The sequence below is a fragment of the Paenarthrobacter sp. OM7 genome (genome assembly GCF_029873575.1).
Lineage (GTDB): Bacteria > Actinomycetota > Actinomycetes > Actinomycetales > Micrococcaceae > Arthrobacter.
This window is the reverse complement of record NZ_CP123579.1, coordinates 1,973,648-1,988,365: the sequence shown is the minus strand read 5'-3', so window position 1 is coordinate 1,988,365 and position 14,718 is coordinate 1,973,648. Positions and strand designations below refer to the sequence as shown.

Annotated in this window: 10 protein-coding genes; 8 read left to right on the top strand and 2 right to left on the bottom strand. The window is 63.4% G+C overall.

Annotation, left to right across the window (positions count from 1 at the left end):
- Positions 1-332 precede the first annotated feature (332 nt).
- From QEH68_RS09125 to QEH68_RS09105, 5 genes are all read left to right on the top strand, one after another.
- A complete protein-coding gene (locus tag QEH68_RS09125) occupies positions 333-1,856 on the top strand; it encodes a leucyl aminopeptidase (RefSeq protein ID WP_280627735.1) in 1,524 nt (507 codons plus the stop codon).
- A 296-nt stretch (positions 1,857-2,152) separates the two neighbouring features.
- Positions 2,153-3,535 (top strand): dihydrolipoyl dehydrogenase, encoded by a 1,383-nt coding sequence (lpdA, locus tag QEH68_RS09120; protein ID WP_280627734.1) that lies wholly within the window; start codon positions 2,153-2,155, stop codon positions 3,533-3,535.
- Between the two features lie 111 nt (positions 3,536-3,646).
- On the top strand, positions 3,647-5,422 hold the full coding sequence (gene sucB / locus QEH68_RS09115) for a 2-oxoglutarate dehydrogenase, E2 component, dihydrolipoamide succinyltransferase (protein ID WP_280627733.1): 1,776 nt from the start codon (positions 3,647-3,649) through the stop codon (positions 5,420-5,422).
- A 133-nt stretch (positions 5,423-5,555) separates the two neighbouring features.
- A complete protein-coding gene (locus tag QEH68_RS09110; RefSeq protein WP_207597150.1) occupies positions 5,556-5,909 on the top strand; it encodes a hypothetical protein in 354 nt (117 codons plus the stop codon).
- A gap of 238 nt (positions 5,910-6,147) precedes the next feature.
- Positions 6,148-6,576 carry an OsmC family protein gene (locus QEH68_RS09105; protein ID WP_089594529.1) on the top strand — a complete coding sequence of 143 codons (429 nt, stop codon included), beginning with the start codon at positions 6,148-6,150 and terminating at the stop codon, positions 6,574-6,576.
- Positions 6,577-6,673: 97 nt separating this feature from the next.
- Here QEH68_RS09105 and QEH68_RS09100 read toward each other — a convergent pair whose 3' ends face one another.
- Positions 6,674-10,174, bottom strand: coding sequence for a S41 family peptidase (locus tag QEH68_RS09100; RefSeq protein ID WP_280627732.1), 3,501 nt, complete (start codon positions 10,172-10,174; stop codon positions 6,674-6,676).
- 85 nt (positions 10,175-10,259) lie between these two features.
- Between QEH68_RS09100 and QEH68_RS09095 the strand changes: the two genes are divergently transcribed.
- A complete protein-coding gene (locus tag QEH68_RS09095) occupies positions 10,260-11,159 on the top strand; it encodes a TIGR01777 family oxidoreductase (RefSeq protein ID WP_207597148.1) in 900 nt (299 codons plus the stop codon).
- Positions 11,160-11,174: 15 nt separating this feature from the next.
- On the opposite strand, the gene QEH68_RS09090 is transcribed toward QEH68_RS09095, so the two are convergent.
- Positions 11,175-12,839: a serine/threonine-protein kinase gene (locus QEH68_RS09090; RefSeq protein ID WP_280627731.1), complete on the bottom strand. Its 1,665-nt coding sequence runs from the start codon at positions 12,837-12,839 to the stop codon at positions 11,175-11,177.
- A gap of 149 nt (positions 12,840-12,988) precedes the next feature.
- Here QEH68_RS09090 and lipB point away from each other — a divergent pair, with 149 nt between their 5' ends.
- Both lipB and lipA read left to right on the top strand, forming a co-directional pair.
- Positions 12,989-13,657 carry a lipoyl(octanoyl) transferase LipB gene (gene lipB / locus QEH68_RS09085; protein ID WP_207597146.1) on the top strand — a complete coding sequence of 223 codons (669 nt, stop codon included), beginning with the start codon at positions 12,989-12,991 and terminating at the stop codon, positions 13,655-13,657.
- On the top strand, positions 13,654-14,673 hold the full coding sequence (lipA, locus tag QEH68_RS09080; RefSeq protein ID WP_280627730.1) for a lipoyl synthase: 1,020 nt from the start codon (positions 13,654-13,656) through the stop codon (positions 14,671-14,673). The genes lipB and lipA overlap by 4 nt, the downstream gene beginning before the upstream one ends.
- Positions 14,674-14,718: the final 45 nt, after the last annotated feature.

Below are 14,718 nucleotides of genomic sequence, written 5' to 3'. Positions count from 1 at the left end.
GTTCCTTTCGCAATGACAAAGTAGGGGAAGGTCCCGGAGGTGCCGGCCACATGGCGCCAACGGGGCCGTCGGTAGTAGCGGTGGGATTCCTTTAATCCTTACAACGCTGCACCTCCAGCGGGCATTCCTGCACCGGATGTGCCGCAGCTCTCATTTAATTGCTGTCCGCAGCGTTCAAGAGACTACGATCGAACCGGGCCGGTATCCTCTTGCGACACTGGCCCCTGAAGACCAAGGCCGCCGTCGGAAGAGGACGTCGGGCGCGTACCGGGGCAGGCCGCCAAACATGCGGCCCAGCCATGCAATGCAGAGAGAAGTGAGGCAACATCCTCGTGGTCAAGACTACTGACATCATCCTGGGCATCATCGCCAAGGACCTGAAAAAGTCCCCCAGCGACGCACTTGTGATTGGAGTTGCGCAAGGTGCGGATGGGCCAGTGCTGCTGCCGAATCCGTTGAGCGCAAAGGCAGCCGAGTCCGTTGCGGGCTCCCTCAAACTGTTGGGGATCACCGGCGCTGCCGATCAGGCACACCGGCTCCCGGGCTTGCCGGAGACCGGCTCGGGAATTTTGGTCCTCGCCGGCGTGGGCAAATTGTCGGAATCCGGCAGCCTCCCCGAAGAATCCCTGCGCCGCGCCGCGGGCTCTGCCGTCCGGCAATTGGCCGGCGTCACGTCAGTAACGTTGGCCTTCCCGACCACCGGCGTCACCGATGTCGCGGCCATCGCCGAGGGTGCCGCCCTTGGCGCCTACTCCTACACGGAGCACCGTTCCAGCAAGGACGGACTGAAAGCCCCTGTAGCCAAGGCCCTGATTTTCTCCGATGTCGATCCCAAGGATGCCCAACCGGCACTGGACCGTGCTGTTGTTGTGGCCCGTGCCGTCAACGCCACCCGGACCCTGGTCAACCAGCCTCCCAGTCACCTCTACCCGGAGTCGTTCGCCGAGTCCGCCAAGGAACTCGCCAAGGGCCTGCCCGTCAAGGTCACTGTCTGGGACGAAAAGCGACTGGAAAAGGAAGGCTTCGGCGGCATCCTTGGCGTCGGTAAGGGTTCAACCCGACAGCCACGCCTGGTGAAGGTCGAATATGCTCCGGCCAAGGCCACCAGGAAGATTGCCCTCGTGGGCAAGGGCATCACGTTCGACACCGGCGGTATCTCCATCAAGCCGGCCCTCGGGATGGGCGACATGAAGAGCGATATGGCGGGCGCCGCCGTCGTCCTTAATACCGTTTTGGCCATCGCTTCGCTTGGCCTGAACATCAAGGCGACCGCGTGGCTCTGCATTGCGGAGAATATGCCCTCGGGTGCTGCGGCACGGCCTGCCGACGTCTTCACCATCTACGGCGGAAAGACGGTCGAGGTCCTCAACACCGACGCCGAAGGGCGTCTGGTCATGGCCGACGGGCTCGTCGCTGCCAGCCTGGAAAAGCCGGACGCCATTATTGACGTTGCCACACTGACGGGCGCCCAGCTCATCGCGTTGGGACTGCGCACGGCTGGTGTCATGGGCTCCGATTCCGTCACCGCAGCCTTGAAGTCGGCGGCAGACCGGGCAGGCGAACTGGTCTGGCCGATGCCGCTGCCGGAAGAACTGCGCCCAAGCCTGGATTCCCAGGTGGCGGACCTTGCCAACATTGGTGAGCGTAACGGCGGCATGATGACCGCAGCCGTTTTCCTGCGGGAATTCGTCGGCAAGAACGGCGACGGCCAGCAGATCCCTTGGGCACACGTCGATATTGCGGGTCCGTCGTTCAACAACGGCAGCCCCTACGGCTACACCCCCAAGCAGGGAACCGGTTGCACTGTCCGCACCCTGGTTGCCTACGCCGAGGATCTCCTCGCCGTTCCTGCCTAAGCGGCACGCCCCCGCCCACCAGGGCCGCGACGGTCCTTGCCGGACACCCTGCAAGGGCCGCGCAACCCCGGAATTATGCGGCGTGTAGCGCTGTGTCACAAGTGAACGTGAGTCTCGACACAAGCGCTCCACAAAACGCCCGCCGAGGGTGGAGCATGGGTAGGTGGTTCGCTAAGGTGAACTCGATAGTCACAAATGCAAGAGAACTTAGGTGCTGGCATAATCACGGCAGAACAAGTTCCAAAGACCAGATGGCATGCAGTCCCGTGTCATCATTCACGCGAGGGAGCGTTTTAGTGGCCGATCAGGCAACTGCGCAAGAATTCGACATCCTGGTACTCGGTGGCGGCAGCGGCGGCTACGCCACTGCCCTGCGGGCCGTACAGCTTGGGTTCACCGTTGGCCTTGTGGAAAAGGCAAAGCTCGGCGGAACCTGCCTGCACAACGGTTGTATTCCCACCAAGGCACTCCTGCACTCGGCCGAACTGGCCGACCATGCACGCGATTCCGCCAAGTATGGTGTGAATGTCACGCTGGACAGCATCGACATGCCGGCCGTGAACGCCTACAAGGACGGCATCATCGCCGGTAAGTACAAGGGCCTCCAAGGACTCATCAAGTCCAAGGGCATCACCGTCATCGAGGGTGAAGGCAAGCTTCAGGGCAACAACACGGTAGTAGTCAACGGCACCCCCTACACGGGCAAGAACATTGTCCTGGCCACCGGCTCCTACTCACGCTCCCTGCCTGGCCTGGAAATCGGCGGCAAGGTCATCACCTCCGACCAGGCGTTGACCATGAACTACATCCCCAAGAGCGCAATCGTCCTCGGCGGCGGCGTCATCGGCGTCGAATTCGCTTCCGTATGGAAGTCGTTCGGCGTAGACGTCACCATCATCGAGGGCCTCCCCTCCCTGGTTCCCAACGAAGACGCCTCGATCGTCAAGAACCTTGAGCGTGCCTTCAAGAAGCGCGGCATCAAGTTCACCACCGGCATCTTCTTCCAGGGCGTCGAACAGAACGACGACGGCGTCAAGGTCACCTTGGTGGACGGCCAGACCTTCGAAGCCGACCTCCTGCTCGTGGCCGTCGGGCGCGGTCCTGTGACCGCCAACCTGGGCTACGAAGAAGCCGGCCTCACCATTGACCGCGGATTCGTCATCACCAACGAACGTCTCCACACCGGCGTCGGCAACATCTACGCCGTGGGCGACATCGTCCCCGGCGTCCAGCTCGCACACCGCGGCTACCAGCAGGGCATCTTCGTCGCCGAGGAAATCGCCGGCCTGAACCCGGCAATCGTCGAGGACATCAACATCCCCAAGGTCACCTACTGCGAGCCCGAAATCGCCACGGTCGGCTACACCGAAAAGGCCGCCAAGGAGAAGTTCGGCGACGACCAGGTGCAGACCCAGGAGTACAACCTTGCCGGCAACGGCAAGAGCTCAATCCTCGGCACCGGTGGCATTGTCAAGCTCGTACGCCAGAAGGACGGCCCCGTGGTGGGCATCCACATGATCGGCTCCCGTATGGGCGAGCAGATCGGTGAGGCCCAGCTGATCGTGAACTGGGAAGCCTACCCGGAGGACGTGGCCCAGCTGGTCCACGCCCACCCCACCCAGAACGAAAGCTTGGGCGAAGCCCACCTTGCCCTCGCGGGCAAAGCTCTCCACGGCTAAGTCTTACCAAGACCCACGGTTCAGGCGCATGCAGCGGAAAATGCCGCATGCGCCTGAACCGGACCAGCAGAATTCATCCGCACAAAGATCAATAAGGAGAACGGGGACGACATGTCTGAATCCGTTAACTTGCCCGCCCTCGGTGAGAGTGTCACCGAAGGAACCGTCACCCGCTGGCTCAAGCAGGTTGGTGACCGGGTAGAGATCGACGAGCCGCTGCTCGAGGTTTCAACCGACAAAGTAGACACCGAAATCCCTTCTCCGATCTCAGGCGTCATCGAAGAAATCCTCGTCGCTGAAGACGAGACCGCTGAAGTTGGCGCCCCCTTGGTCCGCATCGGCGACGGCTCCGGCTCAGGTGCTCCTGCTGCCGAGGCTGCTCCGGCCGAGGAGGCACCGGCTGCTCCCGCAGAGCAGCCGGCAGCCGCCCAGGAGGCTCCGGCTGCACCAGCAGCAGAGGAAGCTCCTGCTGCCGAGGCACCCGCCGCTTCCGGCGGCGAAGGCCATGAAGTAACCCTCCCCGCGTTGGGTGAAAGCGTTACCGAAGGTACCGTGACCCGGTGGCTCAAGGCTATAGGCGACACTGTGGAGGTGGATGAGCCCCTTCTGGAAGTTTCCACCGACAAGGTCGACACCGAAATCCCGTCGCCGGTTGCGGGCACCCTGCAGGAAATCCGCGTCAACGAGGACGAGACCGCTGAGGTTGGCTCCGTGCTTGCCGTCATCGGTTCCGGCGCAGCCGCACCGGCCGCCGCTCCCGCACCCGCGGCACCTGCCGCTGCACCCGCACCTGCTGCCGCTCCGGCCGCTCCCGCTGCCGCTCCGGCCGCACCTGCTGCCGCCCCGGCCGCACCCGCTGCCGCCCCGGCCGCACCTGCTGCCGCTCCGGCCGCACCTGCTGCCGCTCCGGCCGCTCCCGCTGCCGCTCCTGCTGCTGAAGGTTCTTCGGAATCCGGTTACGTCACTCCCTTGGTCCGCAAACTTGCCAACCAGCACGGTGTGGACATTGCTTCCGTCTCCGGTACCGGCGTCGGTGGCCGTATCCGCAAGCAGGATGTCCTGGCCGCTGCCGAAGCCAAGCAGGCCGCCGCTGCCACCGCAGCATCGGCTCCCGCAGCCGCAGCCCCCGCTGCCAAGACCGCTGCTCCGGTAGCAGCATCGTCCCTGCGCGGCACCACGGAAAAGGCACCACGTATCCGCCAGGTCATCGCCCGCCGCATGCGCGAGTCCCTTGAGGTCTCCACCCAGCTGACGCAGGTGCATGAGGTCGACATGACCAAGATTGCCAAGCTCCGCCTCAAGGCCAAGAACCAGTTCCTGGCCCAGAATGGCGTCAAGCTCACCTTCCTGCCGTTCATCGCCAAGGCTGTAGCAGAAGCCCTGAAGCAGCACCCCAAGCTGAACGCTGCTTACGACGAGTCCAAGCAGGAAATCACCTACCACAACGCCGAGCACCTGGCGATCGCCGTCGACACCGACAAGGGCCTTCTGGTTCCGGTCATCTCCGACGCCGGCAACCTGAACCTTGCGGGCCTCGCCGGCAAGATCGCCGATGTCGCAGGCCGCACCCGCGACGGCAAGATCGGCCCGGACGAGCTGTCCGGCGGTACGTTCAGCATCACCAACATCGGTTCTGTTGGCGCACTGTTCGACACGCCGATCATCAACCAGCCGCAGGTGGGTATTCTCGGAACCGGTGCGATTGTCAAGCGTGCCGTGGTGGTTGCTGACGAAAATGGCGACGACTCGATTGCCATCCGCTCCATGATGTACCTTTCCCTGACGTACGACCACCGTTTGGTGGACGGCGCAGACGCCGGCCGCTTCCTGCAGACCCTCAAGGCCCGCCTTGAGGAAGGTGCGTTCGAAGCCGACCTTGGCCTCTAGGGCTTAGCGACACAACGTCCTGCTGTGACGTAAAAGGGGCAGGTCACCGGAAATCCGGTGGCCTGCCCCTTTGCTGTATCCGCTCCGCGTGGCTTTGCTACGGGACGTAGAACCAACTCGATAAGCTGGGTCCATGAGTATCCTCTTCAGCATTCTGGTGTTCTTGCACATCGTCGGCGCGGCCATGATTGTGGGCTACTGGATCGCCACCATCAAGGAGCCAACCATCCACCCGCGCCAGCGCGATGGCGCCTTCCTCCAGCTCCTGACCGGCATCGCCATGATGGGTTTGTTCCCCTTGCTGCCTGATGCCGATCCCAACTACTTCAAACTCGGGGTTAAGTTCGCCATTGGGGTCGCTGTGGCTGTCCTTGCCGTCATTGGCTCGCGCAAGGTCAAGAAGGGCGAGCCTGTCTCCACCGGGCTGGCTCATGGTGTGGGCGGCCTTGCCCTGGTGAACATCGCCATCGCCACGCTCTGGAACTGACCCGGCACCATACTGACGCCGGGCAGCGTCAACCGCGTTGATCATAATGGACGCGATTCCAAGGCCCCGGCTTGTCCGCGCAGGGGTATGTTTTCCCGTCTTCATCCCGCCAGTCAAGGGGTCACAATCCACTGACAGCGGAATGTCCGTGCGGTCCCACGGGCAAATCCCTAGGATGGAAACCGGTGGCACCTGCCTCAGGCTGGTTGCCGACTCACAACGACTTCAAGGAGTGGAAATGGCAGCAACACGCACCGCACACACGGTTTGGAACGGCAACCTGATCGAGGGCGCCGGCAACACGACGCTGGACAGCTCAGGCCTGGGCACGTTCGATGTCACCTGGAAGGCACGTACCGAACAGTCCGGCGGCAAGACCAGCCCTGAAGAACTGATCGCCGCGGCCCACTCCGCATGCTTCTCCATGGCTTTCAGCCACGCCCTCGCCGGTGAAGGTTTCACTGCTGAGGAAGTCAACACCAAGGCAGATGTCACCTTCGTTCCCGGAACCGGCATCACCGGGAGCCACCTGACCATGACCGCAAAGGTTCCTGGCCTGTCCGAAGAGGACTTCCGCCGGATCTCCGAAGACGCGAAGACAGGCTGCCCCGTTTCGGGTGCACTGGCCAGCATCGAGATCACCCTGGATGCCACGCTCTCCGTCTAGCTCCACCTTGTACTGAACAGCACCACTGAACCACAAGAAGAGCCCCGCCGTTCCTTCACGGAAACGGCGGGGCTCTTCGCTGTTGAACCTTCTGCCCTTAGCCCTTCTGCGGACGTGAGGGCAACGGTTCCGGACGGACCTTGCGGTAGCCCTCGCGGAGGGGAGGCCTGTCCGTGGGCAGTTCCTGGATCATTTCCTTGAGTGCACCAATGCCGTACTCCAGCTGGGGATCAGTACCGGCGGCATAGGCGTGGGGCGGAAACAGTACTTCGATGTCCGGCTCCACTCCGCGGTTTTCAACATCCCAGCCGATCCCACCGCTGAACCACGTGGCGTACCGGGGTTGCGTCACGCCGGTGCCATCCGCCAGGGCAAAGCGGTTGTCGATGCCCACCACCCCTCCCCATGTCCGCGTACCGATCACAGGGCCAATGCCCCTCAGTTTGGAAACCTGGGTGATGATGTCGCCATCCGACCCCGCAAATTCGTCGGCGAGGATGATCACAGGACCGCGGGGGGCGTGGTCCGGGTAAGTCCGCGGCTTCTCCCCGCGCGGCATGCTCCAGCCAGTGACCTTCCGGCCGATGAGTTCGGCGACCAGCTGTGAGGTGTGCCCGCCACGGTTGCGGCGTACGTCCACAATCAGGCCGTCCAGGGCGGTTTCGGTATCCAGATCGCGGTGGAGCTGCGCCCAGCCGTTGGCCATCATGTCCGGGACGTGCAGGTAACCGAACTTACCGTCCGAGGCCTCCCGCACGGTGCGGCGGTTGGCCCTGACCCAGTCCTGGTAGCGAAGCCTCTCTTCATCACGGACAGGGACAACAGCCACACGACGTTGAGCCCCGGCGGCCCCACCGTGTCCTTCGCCGTTCAGCAGGGTCAGCTCCACTGTCCGGCCGGCTGCTCCCACCAACTGCATTGCTGGCGTCAAAGCCGCCGAAAGTTCGACGCCGTCAATCGCCAGGAGGACGTCACCGGCCTTCGCGTCGGCACCCGGTCGCGTCAAGGGCGAAGTCGCCAGCGGGTCCGAGGACTCCCCCGCCAGGATCCGCGTGATTTCCCAGCCTTTGCTGCCGAAGTGAAGCTCAGCACCCAGGCGGCCCTGGCCGTTACGCCCTGGCTCGCTCACAGCGGCAGGCTTGACGTAGGCGTGCGACGTTCCCAGCTCACCGTGCATCTCCCACAGCAGGTCCACCAAGTCGTCATGCGAGCCCAAACGGTCCACTATCGGCCGGTAGCGTTTGAAGACGGAGTCCCAATCCTGGCCAGCCATGTCTGCGGTCCAGAAGAAGTCACGCTGAAGACGCCAAGCCTCCTCAAAGGCCTGCCCCCAGGCAGCCACCGGGTCAAGAATGACCCGGATCCTGTTCAGCTCCACCTTCACCAGGTCTCCGGATTCCTCGTCCACCTTGGTGTCCGAAGGTACCGAGGTCACCTGCTGGTCCAGGATGTAAACAACCCGCTTGAGGTCACCGGACAACCTGTAGCTGTCCACTGCGGCAACCAAGGTGGTTTTCTTGCGCTTTGCGAGCTCGTACCGCACCAAGGCCGGTGCGGTCTTCTTATCTGCTAGGGTGCCCTTGCCTTCGCCCGTCACGCCGGAGAGTTCAGTATCAAGCCACAACAAGGCACCGTCTGCGACAGACAGCTGCGAGTAGTTCCCTTGCGGCACGGGCACACTGATGACGCGGTGAGCCAGTCCCTCCGGGTCGACACGCACGGAAGGTGCGCCGCCGTCGTCGGACTCCACCGAGGCAGCCGCCCCGTCCTCCAGCGCATCAACGGACGGGCCAAAAGGTGAAGGCGTGTCCGCAGCCAAGGCCACAAGATACGGCTTGATGGGGCTGGGGAAGGACAGGTCGAAGGAGTGGCCGTCATAGACGGGGTCGAAACTTCGGTTCGACAGGAAAGCGAGGAACTTCCCATCAGGGGTGAACCGAGGTGATTCGTCGCAGAAACGGCCGTCCGTGACATCGATGATGCCCGCCTCAGCGTCACTTGGGCGGGTGATTCGGAGCTTACTCCGCGAACCGAAAGATGTGACCGGCTCTGACCACACCAGCCACTGCGAATCCCCGGACCACGCCAGTTGTTCGATGCTCCCCTCACCCACGCTGACAACAAGGCTCAACGTTCCCTGGGCGGTGTCTGCAACGTAGACGTCCCCAAAGGAGGTCCCCACTGCGAGCCATCGTCCATCCGGGCTCGCCTCGAGTGCACTTGTGCGCGTCGGCGACGGGAATTCAATCCGGACGTCCGCCGCGTCCTCCGCCGTTTCAGGGACTGGCGGCGCGTCCGTGGCACTCACAGTGTCAGCGGACGCTTCGGCCGGCGTGCCGGCTCCCGCGCCGGTTGGCGGCGTGACAGGGACTGTTGCCCGCGCCGCAGTACTTGCCTGCCCCAACACGTTGGACGCGGACACCGGTTTGGGCAGTGGATCAGATTCATTGTCCGGAGCCGGCGTCGGAACAACCGCGTCGGGCACGTCCACGACTGCCGACAATCGCGAGGCGATGCGCTTGATGTACAGGGCTTCAACGGACTCATGGTCAGCGACGTAGGCAATCCGGCCGCCGGTCAGCGGACGCGGCAGGCGGGCCCGCACCCCGGGTGTCGCCTCGACTACACGCGATGGTCCGTCCTTATGCCGGAGCCAGTGGAGCGTTCCGTGCGACTCCACGGCACTGGCTGTACCCGACGCGTTGGGAGCGACGTCGCCGAGGTGCGCAGCGACTTTGAGGGGCGCGGGACGGCGGGCCGGCGAGGCCGAACCCAGCGTAATATCCAGTTTGCTTGCCTCGGCGTCGGCATCGAGTGAAGGAAGCATCCACAGCTCGCCGGCTGATTCAAAGATCACCCGGTCACCGTCGGTGCCCGCATGCCGGACGTAGAAGTCTTCGTGATCGGTGTGGCGGCGCAGCCCCGACCCGTCCGGAAGTACGGAGTAGAGGTTGCCGTACCCCTCATGGTCCGAAAGGAAGGCGATGCGTCCTTTCACCCACAGGGGGTCAGTGAGGTTCCCTTCGATCTCCGGAACCAGGCGCTCGAACTCACCGTTACCGTCGGCGTCGATCCACAGTTTGCCCGCCGTGCCGCCTCGGTACCGCTTCCACCAAGCAGGTTCCCGGGAAAGGACACTGGCCAACACCACGGGCTTCTCGTCACCGATTTCGGGACCAAAGGCAACTGCCTCGACGGGTCCAAAGGGAAGTTCGACGGCGGCACCCCCGTCAAGGGGGACACTGTAGGCATGCGTGTGGCGGCTTTCGGACTGCTGGAAGGCGCTGGTCACCACCACGTTTCCTGACGGTGTGAAGCCCTTGACTTTAGTGGTGCTGTGGCCGAAGTACGTCAGCTGCCTGTAGCCACCGCCGTCGACGTTGGCCGTGACAACCTCCGGAGACGTTCCCACAATCACCGTCCACACGAGTCGTTTTCCGTCCGGAGTGAAGCGGGGGTTCCTTGCCGGCAGTTGCTGGGACGAAACCCGCCAGGCACGCCCGCCGGAAAGGGGGGCCACCCAGATATCGTCTTCGGCCACGAAAGTGACCAGATCGCCGTGCACATGCGGGAAACGGAGGTAGCTGGAGGAGGTCATTGTTCGATCATAGTCAAGAGGCGCCCAGCCTCAGCGGCACCGACAGGCGTTTCCGCCATACACGTTTCCCATGGTGAGATGGGTCATGAGAATCGTGATGTCCGGAGCGTCAGGAATGATCGGAACGGCTTTATCGGAGCACCTGGCCGGCCACGGCCATGAGGTCATCCGGTTGGTGCGGAGGCCCGCCAAGGACCCCGGTGAATGGACGTGGAACCCGGCCGCGGGGCAACTCGACGAAGCCGTCCTGGACACGGCCGAGGCCGTCATCAACCTTTCCGGAGCCGGAATCGGGGACCGCCCGTGGACCAAGAAGCGCATCCGGGAACTCCGGGATTCCCGGCTCGAAGCTACCAGGACCCTGACCGACGCCATGGGAAGGCTCGGCACACCACCGGCCACCTTCATCAGCCAGTCCGCCTCCGGATACTACGGTGCCTCACGCGAGGGCCTCCTGCGGGAGGATTCGGGGCCCGGCCATGGCGTGCTGGGAAACTTGTGCGTCGAATGGGAACGAACAGCCCGGACCGCACCATCTGGTGTGCGGGTAGTGACTCCACGGACCGGCGTAGTACTCAGCACCTCAGGGGGCGCGCTTGGACCCCTCCTCCCTTTGCTGAGGATCGGGCTGGGCGGGCCGTTTGGAAACGGGCGGCAGTACTGGCCTTGGATCACATTGGCCGATGAAGTGGCTGCATTGGCGCATCTTCTGAGAACTGACATTGATGGCGCGGTGAATGTTTGCGCCCCGGAAAGCGCAGACGTCAACACGATCGTCGCCGCCCTGGCCAAAGCCTTCCACCGGCCAGCCTTCTTACGTGTCCCCCGTCCCGCTTTGCGGTTGGTGCTGGGGCGGCTTGCCGATGAGCTGGTTCTAGCCAACCAGAGAATGGAGCCTGCCCGGCTGTCGGACGCTGGTTTCACGTGGGAGCACCCATCCTTATCTGACGCCATGGCCTGGTTGACCAAGGACAGGGCACGCTGACCGGGCGGTTGGCCGTCAGCCATTGGTCGCTGGACCAGTGTGGTCCAGGGTGTCGCTTTCCTTGCCGGTGCTTGGAGCGAGGATTTCTGAAATCCACCATCGCCCGTCAGCGCGAACAACGTGAACGCGAAGCTTCTGCGGCGGGCCGGCAGGCTGTGGCCGGGCTTTGGCTCCTGAGGCATCACGTTCTTGATAGCCGGATGTCGCGACAGTCACCGTGACCACGGCGTCGCCGGCCTCCCCGGGTTCGGACACGCCATCCGCGGATAACGTCGTCGAGAATCCGGCGTACATCGTTCCGGTTTTCCGCAGGTGGTCCGCCAGCAGCTGGTCAGAGGCTTCCGCGGGTGATCCAGCGGCATTGACCAAAGCCAATAACTCAGGTCTTCCCTGCCCCAGTGCAATGTCGCGCACGGATGCCAGCGTGGCAACGGCCACTGCCGGATCTTCGGCGTGGAGTCCTTCGGCCAGTTCTTCCGGCAGAGCGGCGGACACCGTGGTTCCTGGCCCTGGGGCCGGATTCAAGGTCTCCGCCGCTGCTTGCTGCGGCTGCGCAGATAACTCCAGGCTTTGATGCTGCGGGTTCTGCGGCCACAGTATCCATGCCGCGATGCCGAGCAGCAACCCGGTAGTCAGTACGGCCGCAAGGACCCTGACCCTGGCCCAGAGGCCACGACGTTGGGGCCGCCGGCCCTCCGGACGAAGTCCAGGCTGTAGTCCAAGCGGAAGGAAACTCCGCCATGATCCAAACCATCGGGGCATGCGCCGTGCGGGACGCCCCAAGGCCTGGCGGCGGGTCAGCAGGTCAGGAATGACGGAGGAATGTACGGCGCCGGACAAGTCCACCGGCTCAGGCGCCGCGCTCCTGAAAATCGCCATGGCCAGTTCCCTGGCAGCAGGCCGCACCGACGCATCGACATCCAGCGCAGCCTCCAAGGCGGCCACCAACGACCTCGGAACATCCGGAACCAGCACAGACAACGGCGGCCGGTGTTGAGTGGTCTCCGGAGCCGCCCCCGTCAGGCAGTACCACCCGACGGCGGCAAGGGAATAGACATCACGCGCCGGCTGGAGTTCCTGCAATGCGTCGGTCCCACTGCAGGCGGCAACTGCGCCACCCGGCGACGTGAAGCCGGGTGTTCCAGCCTCAAGGTTTGGCCGGCCACCTCCCACCACGGAGGCAATGCCCAGGTCCGCGAGCAGTGGCTTCCCCTCGGCAGTGAAGAGGATATTTCCAGGCGCCACGTCACCATGCACGGTGCCATTGGCATGGAGGTAGTCCAAGGCCTGGGCAAGAGGGGTCAGAATGGTGACAGCTTCGCCTACATGGAGCCTTCCCCGCCCTGCCATCAGGTTGGCCAGCGAGCCGCCCGCCGCGTAGTCCATGACGATGCCCAGTGTCCCCACGCAATCGCCTTCAAGCGGAACGACGTCGTGAACCCGAACCAGGTGCTGGTGTTTCAGGCCGGACAGGACCTTGACCTCCCTCGAGGCTTCCTCAAGAACCTTGGATTGCGCCATCTGGGCTCCGGGACTGGCGCACTTAATGGCGAACCGCGCCCCATCGCTGCTCCTGGTGACCAGCCATACAGTAGAAGTACTGCCTTGGCCCAACATGCGGGATGTCACATAGCCCGGAGCGGACGGCGTGACGGCGGCTGGCGGATCCAGAGTTTCCATAGACAAGATCTACCGGAATACGGAATTTTCCGCAGAAGTTATCCACAGGTCGCAAACAGATCACTCCCTGGCACCAACAGCACGTGATGCGACTGAGAGGTTCGCCACAAAATCATGGACAGTCTGCCGCTGGGTCTAAGCTTGAACCCATGACTCTTGAGTTTTCACAACTGGGTCTTGCCCCTGATTTCGTTGACTACATGCAGGGCTGGGACCTGCAGCGCGAGATCCACAACAAAGTTGTTGCGGGCGAGAAGAACAGCACCGTTTTGCTCCTGGAGCACGCTGCCGTCTATACGGCCGGCAAACTCACGGAAGATCACGAACGACCCTTTGACGGGACACCCGTCGTTCCCGTGGACCGCGGTGGAAAGTTGACCTGGCATGGTCCAGGACAGCTGATCGCCTATCCCATCCTCAAACTCAAGAACCGCGCCGGTATCCGCGACTATGTGGAACGGCTCGAAGCCATCATGATTGCCGTGATGTCGGACTACGGCATCAACGCCGTGACTGTGAAAGGCCGGGCCGGCGTCTGGCTGCTTGCCGATGAAAAAGGTCCGGACCGCAAAATTGCCGCTATCGGTATCCGCGTCCTGGACGGCGTCACCATGCATGGTGTCGCCATCAACTGCAGCAATGACTTGGCGCCTTACGCACAGATCATTGCCTGTGGAATTACCGACGCCAGTGTCACCACCATGTCGCTGGAAGCCGGCCGGACCATCAACCCGGCCGACATCGTTGACCGCTTCGTGGAAGAATTCCGCAAGCATGAAGAAGCACTCATTTCCACCCACGAAGGAGCACTCCAGTGACACTGGCACCTGAAGGCCGTAAGTTGCTGCGCGTTGAGCAGCGTAACTCGGCGGTCCCGGTTGAACGCAAGCCCGAGTGGATCAAGGCCAAGGTCCAGATGGGTCCTGAGTTCGTCCAGCTCAAGAACCTGGTGAAGAAGGAAGGCCTGCACACTGTGTGTGAAGAGGCCGGCTGCCCGAACATTTTTGAGTGCTGGGAAGACAAGGAAGCGACGTTCCTGATCGGCGGGTCCGAGTGCACCCGGCGGTGTGATTTCTGCCAGATCGATACCGGCAAGCCGTCCCCTGTGGACATGTTCGAACCCACCAAGGTGGCCCGATCGGTGCAGGCGATGCAGTTGCGCTACGCCACGGTCACCGGTGTGGCCCGTGATGACCTGGCCGATGAGGGTGTGTGGTTGTACGCCGAAACGGTCCGGAAGATCCACGAACTGAACCCGGGCACCGGGGTGGAGCTGCTGATCCCGGACTTCTCCGGCAAGCCGGAGCACATCGCGGCGATCTGTGATTCCAAGCCCGAGGTGTTCGCGCACAACGTCGAGACCGTGCCGAGGATTTTCAAGCGGATCCGTCCGGCGTTCCGGTACGAGCGGTCCCTGGATGTCATCACGCAGGGCCGTGATCTGGGCATGGTGACCAAGTCCAACCTGATCCTGGGCATGGGCGAGACCCGGGAGGAAATCTCCGAGGCCCTGCGTGACCTGCACACGGCCGGGTGTGATTTGATCACGATCACCCAGTACCTGCGCCCGTCCGAGCGGCACTTGCCGGTGGACCGGTGGGTCAAGCCGCAGGAGTTCGTGGATCTCCAGCACGAGGCCGAGGAGATCGGGTTCCTTGGTGTGATGTCGGGTCCGTTGGTGCGGTCCTCGTACCGGGCCGGGCGCCTCTGGGCCACCGCGATGCGGAAGAAGGGCCGGGACATCCCCGCCCACCTCGCCCACATTGCCGAGGGCATCCAGGACTCCGGCACCACCCGCCAGGAAGCCTCCACCATCCTCGCCGCCCACAAGTAGGCAAGCCCATCCTCAGCCGCGCCGCCCCACCAGGCGGCGCGGCTG